This is a genomic window from Beijerinckia sp. 28-YEA-48, assembly GCF_900104955.1.
Lineage (GTDB): Bacteria > Pseudomonadota > Alphaproteobacteria > Rhizobiales > Beijerinckiaceae > Terripilifer.
Map to the genome: position 1 here is coordinate 4,310,358 of NZ_FNSI01000001.1, position 25,922 is coordinate 4,336,279.

A 25,922-nucleotide genomic window follows, 5' to 3' on the forward strand; every position below is an offset into this window, starting at 1 on the left:
GTCTTATGAATGGACGCTCAACGCCGGTCCGCCAAAGGCAAAGCCACAGAAGAAGCAGGTGCCACAATGAAAATGAGCGAAGGGGTCGAATGGGCAACACATTGCTGCCTGACGCTGGCTTGGCTGGAAGACGAAACCGATACCGCTATCCCAACGGCGACCTTGGCTGCAGCCTTCGATTTACCCGCTCACTATCTCAACAAGTTTCTCCAGGCCCTGGCGCGCGCTAATATTTTGGTTTCGACGGTTGGCCCCAAAGGCGGCTTCAGACTGGCGCGTCGGCCAGAAAAAATTACCTTGCTTGATGTCGTGAACGCCATTGAAGGCGAGGATGAAGCATTTCGTTGCACCGAGATCCGGCGACGCGGAGCCGGCGTTACAGGCAAGTCCAGCGAATTCGGCCGGCCGTGCGGTATCGCTGTCGCGATGAAAAAAGCCGATCAAGCTTGGCGCAACGCTTTGGCGGCGCAAACCGTTCGGGACTTGATGGGGCCAAAATCCGCAGCGGGCGCCGCCCGCATGCAGTGCTGGTACGCCTCGCGAAGCCGGTGAGAGAGAGCGATTCTGATCTAGCCGACAGAATCGGAATCGAAGTGCTCAAAACTCAAAGCAAGGGCCTCGGTTCGAAACCGAGGCCCTTGGCTTATTGTTTTACGGCGGTGTTCGCCTCACCTGGCCCGCTGCTGCTGAGCCTGCGGCGCGGGCTTTGGCGCCAACGGATCAGCGGGGTTGAGCTGGCGCGGCTGGTAGTTCGTACGCACCAGGCGGCCGTTCTTGCCCATGAGAACGAACAGGCGATTGCCGCCATCGTCCTGGATGCCATAGATGTCCTGAGCGGTCTCGCCAAAGCCGCTCGAGGACTGCTGCTGCAATTTACAGCCCAGCGCGTTCTGGATGCTTTCCAGGGTCGCTCCGGGGCGAAGAGTGGCCGCCTTCTCCTTGCTGATCGAGCAAGGCGCGGCCTGCGCGCCAGCCACGGAAGCGATTGCAAAAGCAAAGAAAACTGCAATAGACGTCTTCATATTTCCCTCATCAATCCTGCTTTTCCTAATCCATCGCCGCCCAGCCGAACTTCAGCAACGGCAAAGTGGTCTTGGCAAAATCCGCAGCGGTCGCCACGAGTTTCGGTCCATCCAAAATTATTTTGTCGGCAATCGGCATGCGGACGATGAAATTACGCGATCGCAAGGCCGGCGACAATTTGTCGTCAACCTCCTGAAAGCCCTGTGGATTGCGCTTCAGAGCTTCGTTGGTCGACAATTCCAGCCCCGCGTCCTGGAGCTTGCCCTCGATGCCAAGCCAGGCCGTGCGCTTGGCGACGATGGCCTTGCGCATGGCGAGCAGTTGCGGCGGCTCGGGATGATAGAAGCCGGCGGCCAGGAAACAGCCCTCCGGTGAAATGTGGGTGTAGAGCAGGCCGGGCGAGCCCTTGGTGCCAGTGCGCGTCAGCACGCAGCCCGCATTGGTCTTGTAGGGCTGCTTGTTCTTGGAAAAGCGTACATCGCGGTTGAGACGGAAGATCGCCCGTTTCGGCTCGCCCTTCAGCGGCAGCTTGCGCGCGCCAAACTCGACCGACAGCGCCGCGACATAAGCCTCCAGCGGCTCTTTGACGGCGCTGACATAGAGCGCACGGTTCTCCTCGAACCATTCGCGTGTCTGGTGGAAGCCCAGCGCCTTGAGGAATTTCAAGGTGTCTGGAACGAAGCCGGGAAAGGCCGGCGCAATGGTCTTCGGCGGCATCGTTATTGGGTGTCCGGCTCGAAGCGCAGCGCCACGCCGTTCATGCAATAGCGATCGCCCGTCGGGCGCGGGCCATCGGGAAAGACATGGCCAAGATGGCCGCCACATCCGGCGCAATGCACTTCCGTGCGCATCATGAAAAGGCTGCGGTCGACGGTGGTTTCGATCGCATCGGTGAGCGGCTCGAAAAAGCTCGGCCAGCCGGTGCCCGATTCGAATTTCGTCTCCGCATTGAACAGGCTGCGGCCGCAGCCGGCGCAATGAAAAACGCCTTGGCGCTTTTCCATGTTTAGCGGGCTGGTGCCAGCGCGTTCGGTGCCGTGGTGGCGCAACACGTCATAGGCCTGCGGCGACAGTTGCGCGCGCCATTCCGCGTCGCTCTTGGCGACGGGGAATGTCTTCTCTTCCGTCGGTGCGGATTTTCCAAACAACGCCATGGCCTCGTTCCTCAGCGGACTGTCAAAACAACGAACCCTGATCTTTCGCCGGCGTGACACGCCCGGGTTTTTGCGGCTTCGCCACGGCGGGCGCCTCACCCTCGGCCTGCGCCTTCACATGACCATCGGCGAGTTCGATGTCGAGCACGGTGCCTGGCGTGAGCGCCATGATGGAGCGCACCGGCGTGCCGGAGGCATCGCGCACCAAAGCAAAACCGCGCGCCAGCACGTTGCGATAGCTGAAGGAAGCCAGCAATTGCGTCATGGAGCGCAGCAGCTCCTGCCGACGCGGAACGACGATGCGTGCACATTGCGCAAGCCGCTTGTCGAGATCCGCGATGCGCAGGCGCTGGGTGCCGATCCGCTCGCTGGCGTTGTGGACGCGATGGCGCATGGCGGTGCGCAGACGGTCGCTTTTCACCCGCAGATCGCTCGCGCGGCGCTCAGTGAACAATCCAGGCCTGGCCAGCGCGACATGGCGGCCGACCAGCGCATCGAACTGGGCGCGCCGCCGTGCCATTTCGGCCTGCGGCGAATGTTTGGCCAAGAGGCTCGCCAGGCGGCCGAGGCGGAGTTGGCGCGCATTGATCGTCTGATGCAGCCGCGCCGGCAGGATTTCCGCCGCACGATCGAGACGCTGACGCGGCAGCGCCAACAGATCCTCGGCATTGGGGAGCGCGCGCGCCAAAGCCCGGAGATCGCTGCGGCGACGTTCGAACAAGCGGGCGCGGGCACTGAGGATACGGCTTTCAAGCGATGCCACCTGCGCCAGGAGATCGCTGCGCACCGGCACGCACATTTCCGCCGCCGCCGTCGGTGTCGGTGCGCGCTTGTCGGCGGCGTGATCGATGAGGGTCCAGTCGGTCTCGTGGCCGACGGCTGAGATCAGCGGAATCATGCTGCCGGCGGCAGCGCGCACGACGATCTCGTCGTTGAAGCCCCACAGGTCTTCGAGCGAACCACCACCGCGCGCGACAATGATGACATCGGGACGCGGCAGGGCCCCGCCTTCCGGCAGCGCGTTGAAACCATCGATGGCGGCGGCGACTTCAGCGGCGCTGGTCTCGCCCTGCACGCGCACCGGCCAGACCAGAACGCGCGTCGGGAACCGATCGGCGAGACGATGCAGGATGTCGCGAATCACCGCGCCGGTCGGTGAGGTGACGACGCCGATGACACGCGGCAGGAAGGGCAGCAATTGCTTGCGCGCTTCATCGAACAGGCCTTCGGCGCCTAGGCGCTTGCGCCGCTCCTCGAGCTGCGCAAGCAGCGCGCCGACGCCGGCCGGCTCGATCGATTCGACGACGATCTGATAGGCGGATTTGCCGGGCCAGGTGGTGATCTTCCCGGTGGCAATCACCTCCATGCCTTCTTCCGGCTTCACCCGCAGGCGGCCGTAAGTGCCCTTCCAGATGACCGCATCGATGCGCGCGCCTTCGTCCTTCAGTGAAAAATAGCAATGGCCGGACGAATGTGGGCCGCGCCAGCCCGAAATTTCGCCGCGCACTTTCACATAGCCGAAACGATCCTCGATGGTGCGCTTGAGCGCGCCAGAGAGTTCCGAAACCGTGACTTCGGCGGCATTGCTCGGGGCGGCGGGTTTTGTCTGCGATTCTGCTCGGGCGACCATGGCTCTGAATATGGGGGATTCGCCCGCTCGGCAAAAGGCGCCTGATCGTTTTGGGGCCTATTCGACGGGTTCGCCTCGAGTCTGGCTCAGAACCTTGCCCAGATTATCGAGAATCGTCCCCCAGCCGGCCTGGGTGCGCGCCTGGTAATCCGGCAAAACGCCTTCATGGGTCAGTGTCAGCAGGCATCCTGAGCCCTGTGGGGCGATTTCCACCGTCACCCGAGTGAAATCGGCCGAGAATTGCGGCACGCCGAAGCTGAACACCAGCCGGCGCGGCCGCTCGATCTCCAGATATTCGCCTTTATGGATCACATCGACGCCATCGCGCCGGTCGACGAAGAGAAATTGGCCGCCGACCCGCGCATCGATCTCCGCCGTCACCATCTGGCCGGTGGCGGTGGCGAAGAGGAATTGGCTGGCTTTCGCCGGGTCGAGCCACGCATCGAACACCCGCTCGACCGAGGCGGAGAAAACATGGGTGACCTGAATCCGGTGCCGCTCATCGTCCATGGGGTTGTTCCTCAGTTTTGGCGGCTACGCCCTCGACTTGGTCCTCAGCTTTCAGCAGCGCATCGAGCGCCTGCAGACGCGCCGCCCAGACGCCCTGTTGATCGGCGATCCAGCGGCCCAGCGCCTCCATGGGGCGTGGATCAAGCGCAAGAATATGCTCGCGGCCGACCCGGCGGCGATGCACGAGACGGGCGTTTTCCAGCACTTTTATGTGTTTCGATACCGCATTGAGCGAGATCGCATAGGGCTTGGCGATTTCGGTAACCCTGAGATCGCCGCCGCCCAGCCGCTGCAGAATGGCGCGCCGGGTCGGGTCAGCGAGTGCCGCGAGGGTGGTGTCAAAAGCGGGTTCGACTTGGATCATGGCATATATTCAACCTTATAGTTGAATATTTACGCACATTGTTTTCGCAGTCAAGTTCATAACCGCGCTATCAATCTTGCCAGCCGCTGGCGTGTGTGTCACAAGGCGCGCGCTTTCAGATTTACGGCCCTGCGCCGACGAAGCATGCTGCCGTAGCTCAGTGGTAGAGCACTCCCTTGGTAAGGGAGAGGTCGAGAGTTCGATCCTCTCTGGCAGCACCAGTTTTTCTTGTTATTTCAATTGGATCGGGCGGCCACTCCCTTTCCTTAGGGAACAAAGACGCCTCTCGACGGCAAGTCCGAGGAATCTTTGTCGCTTAGCCAATCCGCGCGCAAGTACGCTCCAAAGCGATTGTCAGCTGAATATGGGATCGCGCCCCGGCGGGAAGCGGGGGGCGCTTCAAATTTGTGGTCTCGCTATTCACGTCGGCTTCCGCCTCGTCGGGCCAGGCCGGCGAGCATACAGCCTACCGATATCTGTCCGCGTTCTTCAGAACTGTGACATAGCGCGCCACGCCTTCCTCAACATTGAGGAAAGGTGCGGCATATCCTGCCGCCCGCAGATTGCTCATCGAGGCCTGCGTGAAATATTGATATCGCTCACGCAGTTCCTCGGGCATCGGCACATAGTTGATCTGCGGCTCTCGTCCGCAAGCCTTGAACAGAGCTTCCATCAACTGACGGAAACTCGCCGCCTGTCCCGTGCCAACATTAAACAAGCCGACACTGGGGCCGTGCTCCAAGAACCAAAGCGCCACTTCGACGGCGTCATCAACGTGAACAAAATCACGTAACTGACCGCCGTCCTGATAATCGCTTCTATGGCTTTTAAACAGGTCGATCGGTTGACCGCTGATCGCTCTTTCGAAGTTCTTGCCAACCACCGAAGTCATCGAACCTTTATGGTATTCATTGGGACCATAAACGTTGAAGAACTTAAGACCGATGCACTTCGGCGGCAACGGCAGACCCGCGCTGACACGCTCCGCGACGACGAGATCGATCTGATGTTTGCTCCAGCCATAAAGATTGAGAGGCTTAAGCTGGCGCAACTCCGAGAAAGAGAAATCATCCGTAAAGCCGTCATCGCCATTGCCATATGTCGCTGCGGATGACGCGTAAATCAAAGGGACCTGAGCCTGTGCGCACCAGTCGATCAATTCAAGCGTATAGAGGAAATTGGTGCGCATGATTTCGTCGCCATTCGTCGCCGTCGTCGACGAATTCGCGCCCATGTGAATAATCGCGCTGGGCTTCAAACGGTCCAATCGCCGCGTCAGATCTTCCGGGAAGACAAACTCCCGAAACATCCGTTTGCGCAAATTCTGCCAACGGCTATCCGAACCAAGCCAATCGCACACCGCGATATCGTTGATCCCCTTTTCGTTCAGCCGGGTGACAATATTCGAGCCGATGAATCCCGCGGCGCCCGTCACGACAATCATTGTATCTCCACTACTTTAGCGCCGTTCAGCATGCGCGAAATGCCTTCGATGACATCGGACGGCTTTATGCTGGTTAGACATATCAGGTCTTTACCACATTCGGAGGGGTCCTGTATCCCGCACCCGCAACACGGTGTTCGCCTCGAGATGATTAGGCCTTCGCCGTCCTGGCCCCATTCATTCCAATTCACCTGGCACATATGAATGCTGACGACCTTAGCCCCTCGGACCGCGGCAAGATGTTTGGGTCCCGTATCATTTCCAACGACCACGCCAGCGAAGGACAGCAATGCGTCCATATGATCAAAGGGCAACAACCCCTCAATGATCTGAATGCCACCGTGAGATTTCAACTCGGCCGTTACCGTGGCCGGCAACGGGTCATCCGCGAAAAAGACAACCGGCAGTCCCAGCTCCTGACGGCAGCGAATAGCCGTCGCAACGAAATTCTCGAGAGGCCATCTCTTGATCGCCAATCTCGCGCCACTGTGCAGAACGATGTAGCGACCTTGTTGCAAACCATAATTTGCAAGAACTGACGAAAGACCCGGACGCGGTGGGAGCCTTTCAGGCTGGGGCGATGCAACAACACCCAGCGACTCAACCAGACTCCTCAACATCGTCGTATGCGATGCTTTTTCCCGCCGATTGATAGGATCACGCGTGCTGGCCTCAACGGCCAGGTCAAGAAATGCAAAGACCGTCGGATTGAACCCGACGAGATAACGCGCGTTCAGCATCTTCAAAACCGGCCTGGAATCAGCCCCCGGAGACAGATCTACAGCCAGATCCACGGGCATCTCCGCAAATCTGGCGCGCAGCTGATCCTCGTCGCTCTTGCTCAAATGACGCGTTCTGGTCGCGTGATCATAGGGAAAGGCAACCGCGACAACCTCACTGAACATGCCCAGCGTTTCAACGAGCGGTTTGTTCGCTGGCGTCACGAGTGCAATAAATTCGCTCGACGGCAAGATCTCCCTGATCCGAAGCATCGCCGGCATCGACGTGGCGACGTCGCCAAGCTGATCAAGCCGCATGATGACGACCCGGCGCAACGGTTCCTGGAATACGGAGCGATTGGCGGGACGGACCATGGATGGCAACGCCAGAACACGTTCGACAGCAGAACGTCTTTCCTTCGGATCAGCCCTAGGAATAATGGCGTCAGACACATCTAAAGCATGGGTGCCCGCGCTATTATCTACGTAAGCGGCCCAATCGGCGCGCAAAGCCGCGCCCGCATTGAAGTCCACCGACATTGAAATGTTGACAAATCCATTGGGGAAATTCGAAACGTCTGCCCAGACATTGCAATAATAAAGATGCATGCCTTGCGCGTCGGTGGCCGCAATATCAGGCGTCACCTGCTCGGCAATCTCACCATTCAGTCGAACGGCGGCGCGGACGATGCGGCGGCGCGAATATACCCGCGCACGAACGGCGACGACGCTGCTAAGGCAGGTAAATTCGACGCCTTCGATGCTCTTTCTCAGCCATCCCGTATCGATCAGCTCGATACGCTCAGGTCCATGAAACAGATTGTTCACAGCAACGACATTTGGCTGCGGCTGAGCATTCTCTTTCGATGTCTGCCCTCCTGCCCGAGCGACAGCCTCGGCCACCACCGGATATTTTTGCACGATGCCCGATATTTCCCCGGGCTCTATCGTTTCGGACATGAGATCCACGAGGCGCTGTCCAACCTCCGGATCTTTATGTTCGAGGACATAGGCCAACAGGCTTTGAAACGCAGGCTTGTTTTCCCCGAACAATCGCCGAACTTCGATATTCTTCAACGATAGATTAGGCGGCACCCAGCCATCGAATGAAATCCACGGGCGACGAACGAGCTCCGCTTCGATGGGACCGCGGAACTCTGTCGGCACAGTCCTTGCGACTTGAAGCAATTTTTGATCGTCAAGAAGACGGGCAAGATACGCAGCGGCTCGCACATCGGGCTCAGCTTTTTGGCCGTCCGAAGACATCATGTTCTTGAGGGCTTCAACAACAGGCCCAGGAATCTGTTCAGCATCTCCGGATGCTGCGAGCGCGGCGTTGGAATGATGGGTCGGTGCGGCAAACATCGCCGCAATGATCGCCGGATCACGATTGGCGATGTCGATTGTTTCTTGTAAACGCGTCGCGATTTGCCGGCTTGCGTTCAGCAAAACACGATCGGCCAAAAGGCCGATATTTTTGGGCTCCAGCAAATCTCGCAGGGATATTGGAATTTTGCCGTCTAAATGCTCGGTGACATCGGCCAGTTTTTCCGCCGCTTCAACAATCGATCCGCTTTCGGAAAATACGGCTCCAACCACGCCGTCAATCGCCGCCGCAAGGCCTGGCATCAACGCCGCGTATTCTTCATCGTCCCATAAAAGGCGGTCAAAGAATGCGACGGACGCGCCATTTTTGATGGCCGAAGCGCCAGCGGCGCTAAGCTGCGTCCGCGTGCGGCCGGGCGCCGCCACGACCGCGGCAAATGGGGTTTTTTCAGTGCTTTCAGCCCCGCTCGATTGTCCGCCAGATCGTGTTTCAGGCGTTAAAACAAAATTGAACTTCGCTGCGACGTCTTGAATCAACGCGGCGCGCTCGCCAGAGGTACCCGCGACCAGAAGCGCCAATTGAAAGAGCATTTTAGCATGCGACATCAAAAGCAAGGACGTCGCAGCAATTGACGCCTTTACCAGAGCGTCGAAGTTCAGAGGGGCCGCTTCGGCATATGCCAGCAAGCCGACAACACTGGCTGTACCGTGCAAGAGAGGCAGAGGGCCCGCGCTTGTCCTGATCTCCGCAAGATTCTTAAGCGCTTCATGGTGGCCCAACACATAGCACGCTTGAAAGGCGCAGTCGGACGCCGCGAAATTAAATCTGCGCTTAAAGACGAGGCCGGCCTGATTGATAGCCTCTGGTATTTGCGCGGGATCGCGAACCTTGGATAATCTCTTAATGGCCTTCGCGGACCAACCGAGGTGATCCTCGCACATCGCGGCTTGAATGCGCGCACCGTCATAGGCCGGATAGAAACGTAAAAGCCAATCATATGCTCTGACGGCGGCTAACCAGTTGCCGCGATTACGGCGATCGTCAGCAATTTTATGAACAACCGCAGCCGTCCGCCCTTTGGCAAACTCAATCACGGAAAAAATACGTTTCATGGCCGGTCGACTGCTTCCTTTGCCCCGGTACGGGAGGTAGAAACCCTGGCTCGAGCAGCGACAGCAGCTGCAGATAATTCCTAACTGGCGTTCGCAACTCGATCACCGCGAAGAAGCTGAAAGTCTTGGCCTCTTCGCGGTCGCTCATTCACCCTATTCTCCAGGGTCCCTTAAGATCCCCTGATTGCGATGATCGCAATCGAAGTCGACGGAAAGCCGTCAACGCTTATCTTCACATGCGGTGAATTCGGCTTATTGAGATCATTCATGTATTGATGAGGAAATGGCGGCACGTCGACAAAGCTGTCAAAGAAGCCAGATCCAGCCTCAAAATCGATGGCAAGCAATCGGTCGCCTTGCTTTTCAAGACGCTCCCGCAATATTTCAAAATGCTTTTTCTGAAAAAGCACCGTGCCCCAATTGTCGATCGTTTGCGTCTGATCGAAATTATATTCGGTCGTGTGAACCGCCGCGCCTCCCGGCTTCAATGTCTTCATGGCGTTGCAAACGAACTGAAGCCCTTTTTCGATCGAACCGAGATGTTCGAAAGCGCAAATGGACCAGCAGAAATCAAATTTATCGTTCAAATCAGCCGGAATGGCTGTCATGTCGACAGGACGATAGCTGCAATTGGCAGAGAACTGCTCCCACGTCCCAAACTGCTCGCGCCAAAGCGGCTTGATATCGCTGGCGTGTTGATCTGTGAGACGCCACCCTTCGGCACGCGAATCGTCCGCCCCCAAATCCGTCGCCACAATTTGCGCACCTTGCCCGACGAAATAGGCGGGCAACGCTTCCGCGCCGACAGCAAATCCCAAACCAGACTTGCCTTTGGCGAACATACCAAGTTCCCATAAACACTGAAGAGCATATGCATCCTCCCAAACCTTGCGATGCAGATATGGGGTATACTTCAACTGGTCAGTCCAGAATAAAAACCAATCCGACGAGAAGTCTGCCTCTCGACAAATTCGGCCGGAAATCCCTATGTTCTGAGGTTGTTTTAAAAGCGGCTTGGATTTGATATGCTGATAATAGGTTAGTTCCGCGATATACGAAGCAAGGACTTTAGAGTTCAATCGAATGTTGTCGATATCAGACAAGAGAGCAGATAAACCGCCGAGCGGCCGGTTATGCTCGTCGACTCTTCTGCGCAGCAATTCACTCAATGCCGCAATATCTTTATCTTCCATAGAACTCCTCGCTTACAGTACGTCGCGAGCACATATGGACGACAATCCTAGTCGCGAATGCGCCGTTCCGTTCGCCTCCATAAGACAACTCCTGAAAAATGTATAGGCGAGCAGAATGCTAATATGTCTGTGCGGAACGCCATCCATCATCCTGAATGGCGTCATAAGACTGATGACGACGGTTGCTCAATCGACTTTCGATTCTTTCGACGCTGTGGGCGCGAACGACACCAGTGAGTTACGCAAGGCATGGCGTCCCTTGGACGACAAAAATGCACTCATCGTATACAGCAACAATCTCCAGAATGATCTTGCTCAGCTCCTCTTAGGCGCGCGTCTTCCCATTCTGCTTTGCATTGATGACTTCTCTTATCTCATGAACAACGCGATGGCGGACGGCATCACCACGACAATGGAAGGCGCCCAACGAGCGACCATTTGGTATGCGCAACTCGCGGCAATTGCCACGTCCGGACAAGCATTTTGTATCAACTCCAAAGCATATACTGAAGAAGCAATAGATATAGCCAAGAAAGTGATGGATTATTTCCAGATAAAATACACGGAAGAGGCATTGAGTGAAATAAGAAAAAATATAAATGGCGATTCAGATTTAAATATTACCTTCCAGGAATTTATCAAACGTGAATTTGGGCACGCCTTCGATCCGAACCTTTACCGTACTTCAGGCTACACTTTCGACGGAGTCGGCGTCGACAGTATTATAAATGAATTGGCTACATCTTACGCCGTGCTCGCTGACGGCAAACCAGTCGAAAAAGTCTATTGGCACCGTCTGCTTTTTCGCTACGGCGACGTGCCCGACAAATATCTTCATGGCTCCGTCGCGCTCGTTGGCCCAGCGCGCATGCTGTTTTTTGGGCCCTATCTACATTTACCTCTCGGACAATGGGTCGCGGAGATCGAGTTCGAAGTGGCCGAATGTGGCGCCGACACGATTGCCATGGCAGATGCCTATGATGATGGCATTTTGAATGCCGTCAGCATGCGCTTTCCCCGGCAGGGAATCTATAGCTTTACTATAGAGTTCGAGGTCACAGATCCCCTAAAGGCCATCCAGATACGCCTGCAGATGCTGAAAGGCGCTATCGAGGGCGAGTTTTTACTTCATGGGATTGAGGTCAAACGCCAATCCCTTGCTAACTGACGGGTCGCGTCTTAGTGGGATACGGGGCTCGTCGGTCACCGGTATGTATGTTTATGCGCGAAATCACTGAACACCTGCATCAAGTCACAATCGTTGTCCTCGGCGATCTCATGCTCGATCGCTATCTCGTTGGGGACGTCGAGCGCATATCGCCGGAAGCCCCCGTTCCTGTCCTGCGTTGGTCGTCGGAACGCGAAACGGCCGGCGGCGCCGGCAATGTCGCGTTGAACATTGCTTCGCTTGGCGCGCACGCACGCCTCATTGGCATTGTCGGCGACGATGAGGAAGGCCGGCGCCTTGCCCGCATTCTTCAATCGGCTGGTGTCGCTTCCGATCTCGTCGTCGACACGCAAGCGCCGACAGTTTCGAAGACACGCGTGCTTGCCGGGCATCAGCAGCTGCTGCGGATCGATCAGGAAATCATCTGCGAGCCTCATCAACAAGTCGAGGCTGCCATTTTGGCGAAACTGTCGGCCGCAATCTCCGATGCGGATGCCTTGATCATCGCCGATTACGCGAAAGGATGCCTGTCAGACAGCATCCTTCGAAAGGCGATTGCCTTAGGCAAGCAGGCCGACATCCCGATCATCGTCGATCCCAAGCGTTTCGATTTTACCGCCTATGCTGGCGCCACCTATATCAAGCCGAATCGGAAAGAGTTGTCGCTCGCCACAAAGATTGATTGCTCGATACCCGAAAACATCCATGCGGCCAGCCAAAACGTCATTGCAATCACGGGCTCGAATATTCTTTTGACCCGCTCGGAAGACGGCATGTCGTTCTATGGAACCGACGGCCACGACTTACACCTGCCGACGGAAGCGGTCGAAGTCTTCGATGTCTCGGGCGCCGGCGATACGGTTGCCGCCTGCTTCACTTTGGGCATTGCCACGGGCGCCACCATTAGCGGTGCGATGCGCTTTGCCAATGTTGCCGCCGGCATTGTCGTTGGCAAGACCGGCACGGCAACAGTCACGATCGCGGAAATATTGGCGGCGGAATCCGCTGCTGCGCCCACGGACACTCTCCCACGCGGCGCGCTGGCGTCGTGGGAAGGGGCCAAGGCTGTCCGTGAGCAGTGGAAAAGCGAAGGTCTGTCGGTTGGCTTCACGAACGGCTGCTTCGATCTTCTGCATCCGGGACACATCTCGCTGTTGCAGGGCGCAGCAGCCCATTGCGATCGCCTGATCGTCGCCTTGAACACCGACGCCTCCGTCTCCCGGCTCAAAGGCCCGTCGCGCCCCGTCCAATCGGAAGCGGCGCGCGCCGAAGTGATGGGGGCTATCAAAGGTGTCGATCTCGTCGTGCTGTTTGATCAAGAAACCCCTCTTGAGATTATTCGGTTGCTGGTGCCCGATGTTCTGGTGAAGGGCGCCGACTATGCGGAAGAGGCCATTGTCGGTAACGAGATCGTCAAAGCCGCCGGCGGTCGCGTCGAAAGAATCGAACTGCGGCAGGGGCAGTCGACGACCAAGCTCATTGGGCGAGCCAACGATAAATCGGGCGCCAAATTGGCGGTGGATCTGAACTAACCCAGGATCGTTCGCGTGACAGACTTCAACAAGATGGCGGCCGAGGCCCGCGGCTGGCTGTTAAACAGCGCCATCCCGCTCTGGCTGGAACGCGGTGTGGACTGGAAGGGCTATGGCTATCACGAGAGCCTCAGCCTCGACACGGTGGAATGCTCCACAGCCTTCAAACGTCTTCGGGTGACGACGCGGCAGATCTATGTGTTTGCCGCTGCTACGCGCATGGGCGTTACCGACGCGCGCGCCGCGCTCGATCACGGGCTGGATTTCCTTTTGGATAAAGCACGCCATCCCGACGGCGGTTTTGCCAGCCGTTTCGATCTCGCCGGCAACATCATCGATCCAACCCGGGATCTCTACGATCTGGCTTTCTGTCTCTTCGCCTTCGCGCATGCCTATTCGATCCGGCGCGACCAGGCGCTGCGCGATGAAGCCCGCAAGCTGGCGACGTTTATTGCGACGCGCATGCATCATCCCCATGGCGGCTTTCACGAAGCCTTGCCGATCTCCAACAACCGACGCCAGAATCCTCATATGCATTTGCTTGAGGCCGCGCTTGAATGGCGGCGCCTCGACGATGCGGCGATTTTTCGCGATCTGTGCGATGAGATCATCGCGCTCTTCGAGCAGCGATTTTTCTCCGCGCCGCATGGCGCACTCATCGAGCATTTCGATGATACACTCGTCCCCGCCGCTGGCGATTTAGGACGCATCACGGAGCCTGGCCATCATTTCGAATGGATCTGGTTGCTAGATCGATACGAAACCGAGGACTCTCGGAGAGACCAGACCCGCGATCTTCTGTATCAATTCGCCATCACACACGGCCTTGATGGCAGCTCCGGCCGTTTATATGGCGAGGTCTTGACCGACGGGGTCGTGCAGACGCGCGAAGCGCGGGTATGGCCACACACCGAATGGCTCAAGGCCGAATTGGTCTTGCCCTATGATGACAAGGTCGAACGCGTTTCCAAAGCTTGGCGCGCCCTTCGCGCCTTTCTCGCAAGCCCGGTCGAAGGCCTTTGGCACGAGCGTTGGCTGCCGCATGAGGGACGGTTTTCTCACGAACCGGCCCCGGCCTCGTCCCTGTATCATTTGACATTGGCGATCGAGTGCTTCGCAGAGGTCGCCGAGCGGGACGGAGTGAAGTGCAGTGATTGAAACGGGTAAAGCTGGCGCTGCCTTAAAGGGCGCGGTGTTTTTTGATCGCGACGGCGTCTTGAATGTCGACAAGGGCTATGTCTATCGCCCCGAGGACTTCGAGTGGATACCGGGCGCCCAGAAAGCGATCCAGCTCGCCCAGGATGCCGGCTATTATACCTTTGTGGTCACCAACCAATCCGGCGTCGCCCGCGGCTTCTACCAAGAAGACGATATACACCGGTTGCATCAATGGATGAACGCCGAGCTCGCCCGCTCTGGCGCGGAAATCACGGCTTTCTATCATTGCCCTTTCCATTCGGAAGGCAGTGTCGAGGCATATATCGTTGCCGATCATCCGGATCGAAAGCCCAACCCCGGCATGATCCTAAGGGCGATCGAGGAGTGGCATCTCGATCCGAAGATGTGCGTGCTGATCGGCGATAAGACGTCAGATATCGAAGCCGCGTCGCGCGCCCATGTCGAAGGCCTGTTGTTCGACGGCTCGAACTTGCAGACCGTTGTCGAACGCTGGCTGGACAGGCAGGCCGACTAAGCCGAGGCGCAAGCCCCTGGCCTGAGCGACAGTCCTGGCCACATTTTTCACAAAATATCGCCTGCTGCAGCGCAAGATTTAACTTGTGCGCCGCACAAACACGTGTCAGCCTTAGTGACAATCCGGTGACGGAGCCAGACTGACCCCGCAACTTGCAGATGGAGGTGATCGTGAAAGCCGGTCAAATAGTCCAGCTCAAGACCGCTGCCCGTGCGGCGCAGCATATGTCGATCCCGCCCGAGGCAGAAGGCACGGTGATCTGCACCTATCGCCTGCTGCAGCGGTTTCCCCGCCATCCCGACCGGGTCGATGTCGACTTCAAGGACTATGGCGTGCTGTGGGGCGAAGCCTCCGACCTCTTCGAGGTCAAGAGCTGCGGCGAAGCTCCCAAAAACGCTTAGTCAAAACGCGGATTGCCTGCAGACAGTCTAACCCAGCGCGGCGAAGGCCGGCGCATAATCGATACGCCCTTCGCGCGCCAGCACATCGTCCCTGAGCGTCAGCAGCATCAGATATGGCCCGGCATAGGGCGAAATGAAACCGCTGGCCCGCGCTACATCAAAGCCGAAGCGGCGATAATAGGCCGGATCACCGAGCACGAAGACAGCTTGCCAAGGTTCGGACCAAGCCTCTGGCCATGCTTCCGCGGCCGCCCGTTTCAAGCCTTCGCGGATCAACGCACTGCCGATGCCGCGGCCCTGCCACTGCGGCAGCACAGCCACGGGGGCCAGGCCCAGCGCTTTGAAGGGGGCCGTCATTCTTGAGAACATGACGTGTCCGACCACGGCCTCTTCTTCAATCGCGACCAGCGAGATCACGCTGTCGCCGGCGGCACGGAGCTGATCGACGAGCGCCGCCTCCACCGCTTGTCCGAAGGCTGCTTCGACCACATGGTGAATGGCGGCGATATCGTCTGGTTGCTCATCTCTGATCAGCATCGATAACCTTGCTATGGTTCTGCCTTAGCTTACTGCCGCCGATTGTTCTTCAATCCGCGCTTCGGATTCAACACCCGTTAACGACAGCAGCACTTGCGTCGAAGATTCATGCCCAAGCGATTGTCAGGCAGCCATCACCTGATACCGTTCTTTCAATGCATAAATTTCAAACAATTTGAGTTTTTCATGGGTGACCGGCGCAAATTGAGCCTGTCCCAGTAAAGTCGCATTAACGCGGCTTCCCCTATGAACGAACGCTCGCCAGTCCTTCGGACATCCCAATGCCGTTGCAAAATGTTCACGACATCGTTTCGAAATCTCCGGACGACCGCTCATTTCGCACCATCCGCATCCTTGCCGTTCTGGCGGGGCTCGGCCTGCTTGCGTTCTTTTCCCATGTCCTGATCGATTCACGCCGCGATACCCTGCGATTTGCCGCGCAGGCCGATGCCAATCTGGCACGCGCCATAGCCCAGGATATCGCCATGGCATTCGAGAGCTATGACCTCTCGTTGAAAGGCGCGCGGCTTGCGCTTACCGAGCCCGATCTATCCAGTGCAGCTGAAATCGTGCGGCAGTTCGCGCTTTTCGATCATTCAGCCAATGCGCGCTATCTCAACCGCATGGCGATCGTGAATGTCGACGGTCGGATCGTCGCCGATTCCCATCGCAGCAATCCGCTTCCCACTGACAACCTGTCGGACCAGGAATTTTTTACATATCAGCGCGACGCCACCGACGATGCGCTCTTCGTCAGCAAACCATTGCAGCTGCGTCTCGATAATGGCGAGTGGTCGACCGTGTTGAGCCGGCGGATCATCCGGCCCGATGGCACATTCGGTGGCATCGTCATCAGCAGCTTGAACTTAAGCTATTTCCAGGCAATGTTTCTGAATCTCGATATGGGCGATCAAAGCACGTTCTCCATCATCGGCACCGATCGCACGATCTTCTCGCGCCAGCCATTCCGGCTGCGGGAGATCGGCAGCAAGCTCGGCGAGAACGAGCTGTTCAAACACTATCCGGCCAAGCAAATCGGCAGCTTCGAAAGAGTGTCGATGTCAGATCAGGTCGAACGCATATACACCTATGCGCGTATCCCCAATCTGCCGTTGATCGTGGTCGTCAGTTCAGCCAAAGCGCGCATTCTGGCTGGATGGCACCAGAAGGCCATGATCATGGCCTCGGTGCTCACAATGCTTATGCTCGCGCTGGTGGCGGCTGGCATGCTGCTGTCTCGGGAGTTTCGTCTGCGCCGCCGCGCCGAGATGAAGATGACCGCGCTCGCCACGCGCCTGGCCTATATGGCGACCCGCGACAGCCTGACGGCCTTGGCGAACCGCCGGTCGTTCGATGATACCGCGGCGAAGGAGTGGAAACGCGCCATGCGCGATCAGCTGCCGTTCACGCTGCTGCTCATCGATATCGACAATTTCAAAACCTACAATGACGAGTACGGCCATCTGCGCGGCGACGATGCGTTGATTTCGGTCGCCGCCTGTATCCGTAAAAATCTCAAACGCCCCGCGGATTTCGCGGCGCGCTACGGCGGCGAGGAATTCGTTATTCTCTTGCCCGATACCGATCAATCGGGCGGGCATATCATCGCCGAGGATATCCGGCGTTCGATCGAGATCGCGCATCTGGCCAATGGCGCGCCGAAGGCCGTCACGGCCAGCATCGGCATCACGACCGTCGTTCCCGCGCACAGCCTGCCGTTCGCCAATGCCTTCGCGGCCGCCGACAGCGCGCTCTATTGCGCCAAGAGGTTAGGCCGCAACCGCATTGAATACCGCGATTGCGACCTTCCCGCTGACAAGATCAGGGCTTCTGCCGCTTAGCACTGTGACGGCTCGGCGGGCGCGGCAGGCCGAGATTTTCGCGCAGGGTCGCGCCTTCATATTCCTTGCGGAACAGACCGCGCTTCTGCAATTCGGGAATGACCATGTTGCAGAAATCGTCGTGCTGGCCGGAGATATAGGGCGGCATGACGCAGAAGCCGTCGCAGGCATTGGCGGCGAACCATTCCTCCATATAGTCGGCGACCTTCTTGACGCTGCCGTGGATGGAATTCTTGCCGCGCGCGCCGGCGCAACGCTCGCCGAGCTGGCGAATGGTGAGATTCTCGGCGCGCGCCATCGCCATGATGCTCTCGAAATGGCCCCGGCTGGCATTGGTCAGCGGCAGATCGGGCAGCGGCTCGTCGAGCGGATAGGGCGTCAGATCGGCGCCACCCAGCATGGTCGAGAGAATTTCGCGGCCGACAATGGGATGGATGAGCGATTGCAGCGTGTTGAAATCCTCGGCGGCCTTGTCGTCGCTTTCGGCGACGACGACGCTGATGCCCGGCAAGACCTTTAGATGATCGGGATCGCGATTGTAGGCCGTCATGCGGCCCTTGACGTCGTCGTAATAAGCCTTGGCGGCCGGAATGTTGAGATGCGGCGAGAAGATCGCCTCGGCGTATTGGGCGGCAAGCTCACGACCTTCATCGGAAGCGCCGGCCTGCACCATCACCGGATAGCCTTGCGGTGGACGCGGCACGTTGAGCGGACCACGGACCTTGAAATGCTCGCCCTTGTGATTGAGATGATGCATGCGATCGGGCTCGAAGAACAGGCCGCTTTCAGCGTCGCGGACGAAAGCGTCGTCATCCCAGCTGTCCCACAGCCCCTGCACCACTTCGGCGAATTCGCGCGCCCGCGAATAACGTTCCGAATGTTCCTTGACGCCATCACGGCCGAAATTCTTAGCCTCCGCCGGCTGGCCCGACGTCACCAGGTTCCAGCCAGCACGCCCGTGGCTGATGTGATCGAGGGAGGCGAATTTGCGGGCGAGGTTATAAGGCTCGTTATAGGTGGTGGAGGCAGTTGCGGTGAGGCCGATGTTCTTCGTCACCATGGCGAGAGCCGATAGCAAAGTGATCGGCTCGAAATGGGCGACGAATTGGACCGAGCGCGAGATCGCCTCGATATCAGCGTCGCGCGTCGCATTGCCGTCGGCGAGGAAGATCATGTCGAATTTGGCGCGCTCCGCCGTCCGCGCGATTTCGACATAATGCTCGATGTTCTGATGAGCATCGCGCTGCGCCCGGGGATGGCGCCATGACGCCACATGATGCCCGGTGGGATTGAAGTAGGCCGCGAGCCTCATCTTCTTGTTCATCGATCGCCCTCTCACTGTTCCGTTGCATCGGCGCCGGATCGACGCCCCCTGCCTGGTCCCGGATAGAAATCGCGACGCGTGGCTTTTGCAATAGCTCTCTTGCCGACACGCGCGCGCATTGCCTAAATTGCAACATGCTGCGACGCAATAACAGGGCGGGAGCCGTTCTTCTTGATGCGAAGAACCGTGATCAACACCGATATCTTATCGATGACCGACACGATCGTTTCATTCTCGCGAACTCTCGCCGCCACACTATGTGGCAGGACCTTTGGCTCACGTCAGCCAAGCTGAACGACGATTCGGAAGTGGCCGTCATCGGCCTTCGGCGATGGCGGTCGCGCGGTCGGCGATATGGTGCGGGGTGGCGATGATCTTGTTGACATAGGCGCTCATCTCCTCGCCCCACATGGGCAGGATCTCAGCGCCGCGCTTTTCGGAATCCTCGCGATACCCTTTGTCCTGCAGCATATCGACGAAAGCCTGGCGGATGATGCCATAGGCCTTCTCGTTCATATCCGGCGGACCGGCGAAACCGCGACCGATGGTCGTGATCGATGTCATGAAAGTGAGGATGTCGCGCGCCTCCTGGTCCTGCGCCAGTTCGACAACCGTTGGCACATCCGGAAACATCGGATGGCGAAAATCGGAATATTGCACGATGACGCGAACCTTCTTCTGATCAAGCCAGTCCTTGAGTTGTTCCTTGAACAGAATGGCTGGCGACACGGTGGCCTGGGTCTCGCCCCGCTCCATCGACACGCGGGTCTCGTTGGTGCCGGGATAGCCGCTGATCACCTTCCACTTCATGCCGAGAAGGACATTCATCGCCCGGGCGATGTCATTGTGCACGCCACCGACACCGACCGCCGCCGTGACGACCTCGGTCGTCTTCAGATCCGCGATGGTTTTAACCGGCGCGGTGTGCCAGACCATATGCACCGGCACATTCGGCGCGATGCGCACGATATATTTGAACTTGCTCGCATCGTAGCGCACGCCGGCCATATGGCGGGCTTGATTGGTCGCCACTTCCTGCGTCACCACGGCAATGGCCGTTCCGTCTTTCGGCGCCACGCTGGCGAGATAGTTAAGCGCGGTGATACCAGCGCCGCCGGGCATATAGCTGATCACCACGGTCGGATTGCCGGGAATGAACCGGCTCAGATACTGGCTCGCCAGCATCCCATAGAGGCCATAACCCGTGTCGACCGTACTGCCCGGGAGAATGATGCGGATCTGCTTACCGGCGAAATAATCCTGCGCCTGGGCCGGCACCGCCAAAACAGTTGAGACAGTCAAGGCTGTGAAGCCGGTCGCGGCGAGCGCGCACCATGCCCGTGTGCTGCAAACGAGACGCATGTTCCCTCCCAGGATATGTGAAGTGCTAACTGTCAGGCCGGGCTGTGATCGGCGCGAAAAGCTGAGAACGCGCGCGGCTCCGGTGCGGCCCTGTCATCGACTTCGATGTCGAGAACGACCTCACCGTCCGAGGTCACTTCCAAGAGCCGTGCACAGCCACGCGTGCCGACATGAGTACCGGCTGGTTTGCCGTTGTCGTAACACAGGCCGCCGAAGGTGATCAGCGTGTTGCCGGTTTGCGGCAGGCGCCGCGCGCCGCCCTGGTAGCAGCCGAACAGAGCCGGCTGGCGCTCCTCGCCATATTGCCAGATCTGCCTGATGGTTCGGCTCTTCTCGTCGATCTCGAATTCAACAGCGCGGCTGAAGTTCTCAGTCGGATCGACAGGTGTCTCGAATGCGCCAGCGCGGAAATTGCCATTGTCGAAACACAGAATGCGGCCCGGTCCAGTCACCGAGCAATCGTGCTGATGGAACTGCCAACGCACCGATGGGTCAGGCTTGAGCAGATATTGCCGCCAGGGATCACGCCATTCGCTGGGATTGCCGAGGATCCAGCGCAGCCGTCCATCCTGGCGGCCGAATTTGATGATGCAATCCTGATGGCGCAGCGACACGACAAAGCAATCGTCGTTGGGATCATAGGTGACCGCATTGGCATGCGACCAATCATTGGTGCCGGGAAAGCCGAGATGATGCCAATAGTTGTCGAAACTGCCGTGGGTGATGCGATAGGGATCGATCAGATCGAAGATGTGATAGGCGCGCACCAGGCGACCCTCACGCGTGATCTCCTTCACCATATCGCCGACGACCGCGGCCCGGTGGCGGGGCGCGTTGCGATCGGCACTGTTCGACGGCCAGTCGTCGAAAGAACGTTGCTCGGCATCGAGGATGAGGAAATTGCCGTTCGGCATCACATTCACCGTGTGATGCGTGTGGTTCACCGGCAGTTCGACACTGCGCAATGGCGGCGTCCGATCCTTCCACTTGTCGCGGGAATGCCAGGTGGCATGGATCGAACCGTCGGGGTTCACCTCGTAAATGATGCCCTGCATCGACTGGGAAAATAGAATTTTGCCATTGGGCAGGCAGCGCACGTCTTGCGAGGTTCCCTCGAAGCGACGCTCCAGCGCGATCTCACCCTCAGGTCCAACCCCGATCAGCCAGCCGACCGTCGTGCGCGGGCCAGCGCCGCCGCCGGGGCGGGTGGTGAAGTAAACCGTGCCAGGTTCGCGACGCCGCGCGTTGGACGTCCTGACGGTAATCGGCAAAGTGCCCGTTCGCGTCCACATGGTGTCCAGCATTCTTCCCCCCACGCGATCTTGCCTGACTTTGACCGAGACGATTGATTTTTGGCGCTATCGCAGCAATGGAAAAGCGGTATCGTGCCACTAGATGGCACGTTCGCCAGCAAATCCACGCGGACTGGAGATTGGGCAATGGAGGCTCTTCCGCAGATCCGCGCGGTGCATCGGGCGCTCGATGTGCTGGAGTTTCTGGCCGCCAACGGCCCCTCGGAACTGCACAGGCTCCATAAAGGCACCGGTCTGTCAAAAAGCACCTTGCGGCGCCTGCTGGCCACCTTGATGGAGCGGCGCTTCATCCGCCTGGGGCTGAGCGATGGCCTGTATCGTTCCAACATCGCCGCCTCGGACAGTTCCCATGCCGAGATGGTTGTGCGCATCGGCGAGCTGGTGGAGGCGGCCAAGCCGCATATGCTGGCGCTGACACGGGAGACCGAATGGCCCGTCGATCTACATATCTATGCCACCGGCCGGATGCGGATTCTGGAATCCACCTATGGTCAAAGCCCTTTTCCTTCGTCGAACATGCTGAAGCCCGACACCGAGCTGAGCGTTTTCGCCGCTGCGACCGGGCTGGCCTATCTGGCGGCCCTAAGCGAGAAACAGCTGATCGCGTTGATCGACACGCTCAAGGGTGAAAAATCGGCGTCACTCGAGCGTTTCGGACTGACAGCGCCCCTGTTGATCAACGATCTGATCAATATCCGCAGCGCCGGCTTTGCGACGCGACGCCAGTCCCGCACGGGGCTCGGCGATCGCAACGCCATCGCCGTGGCGCTTTATGACGGCCGCCAGCCGATCGGGGCTTTAGCGATCAGCTGGAAGCGCCAGCTGATGAATGCCTCAGCCTTCGCCGCGCTCCATCTTGACCGCCTGAAACAGGCAGCGGGTGCCATTTCAGCCTCATTAAGTGGGGAGGACGAAGCCGGACGACCGGCCCCCGACGTTTATGCCTGGGACTACTCCTAGCGCATTTCCACCCGTGCCGGTTGGGCAAGCAAAAACTGCCCTAGGTCAAAGAATCGCCGGCTTGGTTCTGCTTCAAGCTGGCCCTAATGGCCCAATCTTGTCTCCGGGGAGGACTTGTTTCCCAGGACGGCTTGATTCTTGGGACAACTTGGGCCGATCCTTTGTTTCACCTGCGGGGTATATAAAACAATGCATACGCAAGTCGCGATCATCGGCGCCGGACCTGCCGGGCTTTTCCTTTCGCATCTGCTGAAAGAAAAAGGCATCGAGAGTGTCATTCTGGAAAGCCGCAGCCGCGAATATGTGGAGGGACGCGTGCGCGCCGGCGTGCTGGAGGCTGGCACCGTCGACACGATGGCACGGCTCGGCCTCGATGAGCGGATGCGCCGCGAAGGCATGGTCGACAACGGCCTCGATATCCGTTTCAACGGCCGCACCATTCATTTCGATCTGCCGGCGATGACCGGCCGCAGTGTCATGATCTATGGCCAGCAGGAAGTGGTGAAGGATCTGATCGCGGCACGGATCGCCGCCAATGATCCGCTGATCTTCGAAGCCCCCGTCAGCCGTATCGAGGGCATCGAAAGCGATAAGGTGACGGTGCATTATCAGGAAGCGGGGGAACCCAAGACGCTCACCTGCGATTATGTCGCCGGCTGCGACGGCTTTCACGGTATTGGTCGAGCGAGCATGCCGCAGAATGTGTTGAAGACCTTTCAACATGTCTATGACTTCGCCTGGTTCGGCGTACTCGCGCGCGCCCGGCCGCTTCATGAAATGACCTATTCCAATCACGATCGCGGCTTCGCCCTGTGCAGCCGCCGTTCGCTGTCAGTCTCACGCCTCTATCTGCAAGTGCGCGCCGACGAGAAGATCGAGAACTGGTCGGATGACCGCTTCTGGAGCGAGTTGCACACGCGCATGTACGATACGGACAACGAGATCGTCGAAGGGGAAATTTTCCAGCGCGATCTGGCGCAATTGCGCGCTTTCGTCGCCGAGCCGATGCGGCACGGTCGCCTGTTCATCGCCGGCGACGCAGCCCATATCGTGCCCCCGACCGGCGCCAAGGGGCTGAACGCGGCGGTGGCCGACGTGCGCGTCATGGCCAAAGCCTTTGGCGATTTCTATCGCAACGGTTCCACCGTCGGGATCGACAGCTATTCGCAACAATGCGTCGAGCGCGTGTGGCGTGTGGTGCGCTATTCGACCCATATGTCGTCGCTGCTGCATCGCTTCGACCACACGCCGATGGATCGCAAACTGCAATTGGCCGAGCTTGAATCCCTCGCCAATTCACGCGCGGCACAGACGGCTATCGCCGAGCAATATGTCGGCCTAAACTCGGTCAACGACTAAACTCAAAAACGATCGCAGCGGAGAAAAGCGTGGCGGACACATCGCTCTTTCACGACACGATGGCGGAAATGACCGCAACGGCCATTACGGCCGCCGCGCAGCGTGGCGCCATCGCTCTGCTGCCGATCGGCGTTATCGAATGCCATGGGCCGCATCTGCCGGTGGGAACCGACGCGTTCATCGCGTTGGAACTCGCCCGGCTGACGCAGCGCTATGCTGCCGTAGCGGGGCGCGAATGTATCATCGCGCCGCCGTTCTACTGGGGCATCAATGGCATTCTAGTCGACTTCCCCGGCAGTTTCCGCATTCGTCCGGAAACCGCCGCAGCGCTGCTGCGCGATGTCATTGACTCTCTTATCGCCAATGGCTTTCGCGAGGTGCTGCTGATCAGCCACCACGGCGATCGCATCCATAACGAAATGATCCGCGACGTGCTGAACGATCAGCACGCGCAGGGCAACACCGGCGCGCGCTGGCTCTATACGCCGTTTCGCTGGCGCATGTTCGAGCGGCTGGGGCTCACCGGCAAGGAACCGATCTGGGTGCCTTGGGAGCCGATCCCAGCGCTTGAGGATTTCAAGCTGACGGGGCTGCTCGGCGTCCATGCCGATGAATATGAAACCGCCGCCATCGTTCGCTACTTCCCCGACACGGTGGACTATGCCGCGCTGAAAACCGTCGAGCCGACGCGCCTCACCCTGGCCGATCTGCAGGAGTGGCGCACCGGCGGGGAAGCCGCAAAGCGGTTGACGCCAGGCGGCTATTTTGGTGCGCCCAATCCGGTCGATCCGGATCTGTGGCGACACTATGATGAGACCGCGAAGGTGATGGCAACGGCGATCGCCGGCTGAGCCTCAAGCGAACTGGTATCCCTGCTTCTTTGTGCCTATTCTTGCTCGATTGAATCGAACGCGTTGGGCAAGAGAGCTGGCTATGAGCGACCTTAAAGCGGTGATCCGCGATCTACCGAAGTGCGAATTGCACATTCACATCGAAGGCAGCCTCGAGCCCGAACTGATGTTTGCCTTGGCCCGGCGCAACGGCATTGCTCTGCCTTATGATTCAGTGGAGGCGGTGCGTCGCGCCTATCATTTCAGCCAGCTGCAGGATTTTCTCGACATCTATTATCAGGGCATGTCGGTCCTGATCACCGAACAGGATTTCTTCGATCTCGCCTGGGCCTATCTGGAGCGTGCGCACGCCGACAATGTTCGGCACGTGGAGATATTCTTCGATCCGCAGGGACATACCAGTCGCGGTGTTGCCTTCGAGACCGTGGTGGCTGGCCTCTACCGCGCTTGCCAGCAGGCAAAGGCGACATTCGGCATCGATGCGACGATGATCATGTGCTTCCTGCGCCATCTCGATGAGAGCGATGCGGAACGCACACTCGAATCCGCCCTGGCGCACCGCGACAAGATCGTCGGCGTCGGGCTCGATTCCTCCGAGAAGGGCCATCCACCAAGCAAGTTCAAGAATGTGTTCCGCAAAGCGCGCGATGCCGGCTTTCATCTCGTCGCCCATGCGGGCGAGGAAGGGCCGGCCGACTATGTCTGGGAGGCGATCGACATTCTTGGTGTCGAGCGGATCGATCATGGGGTGCGTTCGCTCGAAGACCCGGCGCTGATCAAGCGGCTGGCGCGCGATCGTATTCCGCTGACGGTCTGCCCGTTGTCCAATCTCAAGCTCGGCGTGGTTGCCGATCTCGCCGATCATCCGTTGCAACGGATGCTCGACAACGATCTCGTCGTCACTGTCAATTCCGACGATCCGGCCTATTTCGGTGGCTATGTGGGAGAGAATTACACAGCCATCCAGTCGGCGCTCAATCTGTCCGAGGCCGAAGTGACGGCTCTGGCCCGCAATGGTTTTACCGCGGCCTTGATGAGCGATGGCGAGCGCGCCAGCGCGCTCGCCGCTTTCGATACGCCGCCCAAAAAGGCCTGAACGGCGGAA

At 58.7% G+C, this 25,922-nt stretch carries 25 protein-coding genes and 1 tRNA gene; 12 read left to right on the plus strand and 14 right to left on the minus strand.

The annotated features are described in order from the left end of the window. Positions 1–9 precede the first annotated feature (9 nt). On the plus strand, positions 10–552 hold the full coding sequence (locus BLW50_RS20215; protein WP_210186106.1) for an RrF2 family transcriptional regulator: 543 nt from the start codon (positions 10–12) through the stop codon (positions 550–552). Positions 553–668: 116 nt separating this feature from the next. Here the strand turns inward: BLW50_RS20215 and BLW50_RS20220 are convergent, their stop codons facing one another. Genes BLW50_RS20220 through BLW50_RS20245 form a run of 6 tightly spaced genes read right to left on the minus strand, consistent with a single transcriptional unit; the run spans position 669 to position 4,681 of the window. After that, complete coding sequence (locus tag BLW50_RS20220) at positions 669–1,022, minus strand: hypothetical protein (protein WP_090705878.1); 354 nt, start codon at positions 1,020–1,022, stop codon at positions 669–671. Positions 1,023–1,047: 25 nt separating this feature from the next. Further along, positions 1,048–1,740 (minus strand): DUF2461 domain-containing protein, encoded by a 693-nt coding sequence (locus BLW50_RS20225; RefSeq protein WP_170850268.1) that lies wholly within the window; start codon positions 1,738–1,740, stop codon positions 1,048–1,050. 2 nt (positions 1,741–1,742) lie between these two features. Beyond that, a complete protein-coding gene (gene msrB, locus BLW50_RS20230) occupies positions 1,743–2,177 on the minus strand; it encodes a peptide-methionine (R)-S-oxide reductase MsrB (RefSeq protein ID WP_090705882.1) in 435 nt (144 codons plus the stop codon). 22 nt (positions 2,178–2,199) lie between these two features. Beyond that, entirely contained in the window at positions 2,200–3,807 is a 1,608-nt protein-coding gene (xseA, locus tag BLW50_RS20235) for an exodeoxyribonuclease VII large subunit (protein WP_090705884.1), read from the minus strand. Positions 3,808–3,864: 57 nt separating this feature from the next. Next, positions 3,865–4,317 carry an SRPBCC family protein gene (locus BLW50_RS20240; protein WP_090705885.1) on the minus strand — a complete coding sequence of 151 codons (453 nt, stop codon included), beginning with the start codon at positions 4,315–4,317 and terminating at the stop codon, positions 3,865–3,867. Further along, positions 4,307–4,681 carry an ArsR/SmtB family transcription factor gene (locus tag BLW50_RS20245; RefSeq protein WP_090705886.1) on the minus strand — a complete coding sequence of 125 codons (375 nt, stop codon included), beginning with the start codon at positions 4,679–4,681 and terminating at the stop codon, positions 4,307–4,309. The genes BLW50_RS20240 and BLW50_RS20245 overlap by 11 nt, the downstream gene beginning before the upstream one ends. A 146-nt stretch (positions 4,682–4,827) precedes the next feature. Here BLW50_RS20245 and BLW50_RS20250 point away from each other — a divergent pair. Then, positions 4,828–4,902, plus strand: a tRNA-Thr gene (locus tag BLW50_RS20250). A gap of 245 nt (positions 4,903–5,147) precedes the next feature. On the opposite strand, the gene rfaD is transcribed toward BLW50_RS20250, so the two are convergent. The 4 genes from rfaD to BLW50_RS20265 are packed head-to-tail and all read right to left on the minus strand — an operon-like array spanning position 5,148 to position 10,476. Next, entirely contained in the window at positions 5,148–6,125 is a 978-nt protein-coding gene (gene rfaD, locus BLW50_RS20255) for an ADP-glyceromanno-heptose 6-epimerase (RefSeq protein ID WP_090705889.1), read from the minus strand. Continuing rightward, entirely contained in the window at positions 6,122–9,283 is a 3,162-nt protein-coding gene (locus BLW50_RS20260; RefSeq protein ID WP_090705892.1) for a glycosyltransferase family 9 protein, read from the minus strand. The genes rfaD and BLW50_RS20260 overlap by 4 nt, the downstream gene beginning before the upstream one ends. Continuing rightward, the gene (locus tag BLW50_RS30750) at positions 9,258–9,431 is read right to left on the minus strand and encodes a hypothetical protein (protein WP_170850269.1); all 174 of its coding nucleotides are present in this window, start codon (positions 9,429–9,431) and stop codon (positions 9,258–9,260) included. The genes BLW50_RS20260 and BLW50_RS30750 overlap by 26 nt, the downstream gene beginning before the upstream one ends. Positions 9,432–9,453: 22 nt before the next feature. Next, entirely contained in the window at positions 9,454–10,476 is a 1,023-nt protein-coding gene (locus BLW50_RS20265; RefSeq protein WP_139267691.1) for a class I SAM-dependent methyltransferase, read from the minus strand. Between the two features lie 172 nt (positions 10,477–10,648). Here BLW50_RS20265 and BLW50_RS20270 point away from each other — a divergent pair, with 172 nt between their 5' ends. The 5 genes from BLW50_RS20270 to BLW50_RS20290 all read left to right on the plus strand — a co-directional run bounded on the left by BLW50_RS20270 (position 10,649) and on the right by BLW50_RS20290 (position 15,270). After that, the gene (locus tag BLW50_RS20270) at positions 10,649–11,644 is read left to right on the plus strand and encodes a hypothetical protein (RefSeq protein WP_090705897.1); all 996 of its coding nucleotides are present in this window, start codon (positions 10,649–10,651) and stop codon (positions 11,642–11,644) included. Positions 11,645–11,697: 53 nt separating this feature from the next. Continuing rightward, positions 11,698–13,176 carry a D-glycero-beta-D-manno-heptose-7-phosphate kinase gene (gene rfaE1, locus BLW50_RS20275; protein ID WP_090709441.1) on the plus strand — a complete coding sequence of 493 codons (1,479 nt, stop codon included), beginning with the start codon at positions 11,698–11,700 and terminating at the stop codon, positions 13,174–13,176. Between the two features lie 15 nt (positions 13,177–13,191). Then, positions 13,192–14,334 (plus strand): AGE family epimerase/isomerase, encoded by a 1,143-nt coding sequence (locus BLW50_RS20280; RefSeq protein WP_090705900.1) that lies wholly within the window; start codon positions 13,192–13,194, stop codon positions 14,332–14,334. Beyond that, entirely contained in the window at positions 14,327–14,869 is a 543-nt protein-coding gene (locus tag BLW50_RS20285) for an HAD family hydrolase (protein WP_244544327.1), read from the plus strand. The genes BLW50_RS20280 and BLW50_RS20285 overlap by 8 nt, the downstream gene beginning before the upstream one ends. Before the next feature lie 170 nt (positions 14,870–15,039). Next, on the plus strand, positions 15,040–15,270 hold the full coding sequence (locus BLW50_RS20290) for a hypothetical protein (protein WP_139267692.1): 231 nt from the start codon (positions 15,040–15,042) through the stop codon (positions 15,268–15,270). A gap of 27 nt (positions 15,271–15,297) precedes the next feature. Here the strand turns inward: BLW50_RS20290 and BLW50_RS20295 are convergent, their stop codons facing one another. Next, complete coding sequence (locus BLW50_RS20295) at positions 15,298–15,807, minus strand: GNAT family N-acetyltransferase (RefSeq protein ID WP_090705905.1); 510 nt, start codon at positions 15,805–15,807, stop codon at positions 15,298–15,300. 281 nt (positions 15,808–16,088) lie between these two features. Here BLW50_RS20295 and BLW50_RS20300 point away from each other — a divergent pair, with 281 nt between their 5' ends. Further along, complete coding sequence (locus BLW50_RS20300; RefSeq protein ID WP_090705907.1) at positions 16,089–17,648, plus strand: GGDEF domain-containing protein; 1,560 nt, start codon at positions 16,089–16,091, stop codon at positions 17,646–17,648. On the opposite strand, the gene BLW50_RS20305 is transcribed toward BLW50_RS20300, so the two are convergent. From BLW50_RS20305 to BLW50_RS20315, 3 genes are all read right to left on the minus strand, one after another. Beyond that, on the minus strand, positions 17,629–18,972 hold the full coding sequence (locus tag BLW50_RS20305; RefSeq protein ID WP_090705909.1) for an LLM class flavin-dependent oxidoreductase: 1,344 nt from the start codon (positions 18,970–18,972) through the stop codon (positions 17,629–17,631). The genes BLW50_RS20300 and BLW50_RS20305 overlap by 20 nt on opposite strands. A 315-nt stretch (positions 18,973–19,287) precedes the next feature. Continuing rightward, positions 19,288–20,334, minus strand: a complete 1,047-nt coding sequence (locus tag BLW50_RS20310; RefSeq protein ID WP_090705912.1) for a Bug family tripartite tricarboxylate transporter substrate binding protein — start codon at positions 20,332–20,334, stop codon at positions 19,288–19,290. 32 nt (positions 20,335–20,366) lie between these two features. Further along, positions 20,367–21,638 carry an aryl-sulfate sulfotransferase gene (locus tag BLW50_RS20315; RefSeq protein WP_090705915.1) on the minus strand — a complete coding sequence of 424 codons (1,272 nt, stop codon included), beginning with the start codon at positions 21,636–21,638 and terminating at the stop codon, positions 20,367–20,369. A gap of 135 nt (positions 21,639–21,773) precedes the next feature. Between BLW50_RS20315 and BLW50_RS20320 the strand changes: the two genes are divergently transcribed. The 4 genes from BLW50_RS20320 to BLW50_RS20335 all read left to right on the plus strand — a co-directional run bounded on the left by BLW50_RS20320 (position 21,774) and on the right by BLW50_RS20335 (position 25,913). Further along, positions 21,774–22,607 (plus strand): IclR family transcriptional regulator, encoded by an 834-nt coding sequence (locus BLW50_RS20320; protein ID WP_090705917.1) that lies wholly within the window; start codon positions 21,774–21,776, stop codon positions 22,605–22,607. A gap of 189 nt (positions 22,608–22,796) precedes the next feature. Further along, positions 22,797–23,966 (plus strand): 4-hydroxybenzoate 3-monooxygenase, encoded by a 1,170-nt coding sequence (locus BLW50_RS20325; protein WP_090705920.1) that lies wholly within the window; start codon positions 22,797–22,799, stop codon positions 23,964–23,966. A 29-nt stretch (positions 23,967–23,995) separates the two neighbouring features. Further along, the gene (locus BLW50_RS20330) at positions 23,996–24,817 is read left to right on the plus strand and encodes a creatininase family protein (protein WP_210186107.1); all 822 of its coding nucleotides are present in this window, start codon (positions 23,996–23,998) and stop codon (positions 24,815–24,817) included. Between the two features lie 82 nt (positions 24,818–24,899). Continuing rightward, positions 24,900–25,913 carry an adenosine deaminase gene (locus BLW50_RS20335; RefSeq protein WP_090705922.1) on the plus strand — a complete coding sequence of 338 codons (1,014 nt, stop codon included), beginning with the start codon at positions 24,900–24,902 and terminating at the stop codon, positions 25,911–25,913. Positions 25,914–25,922 lie beyond the last annotated feature (9 nt).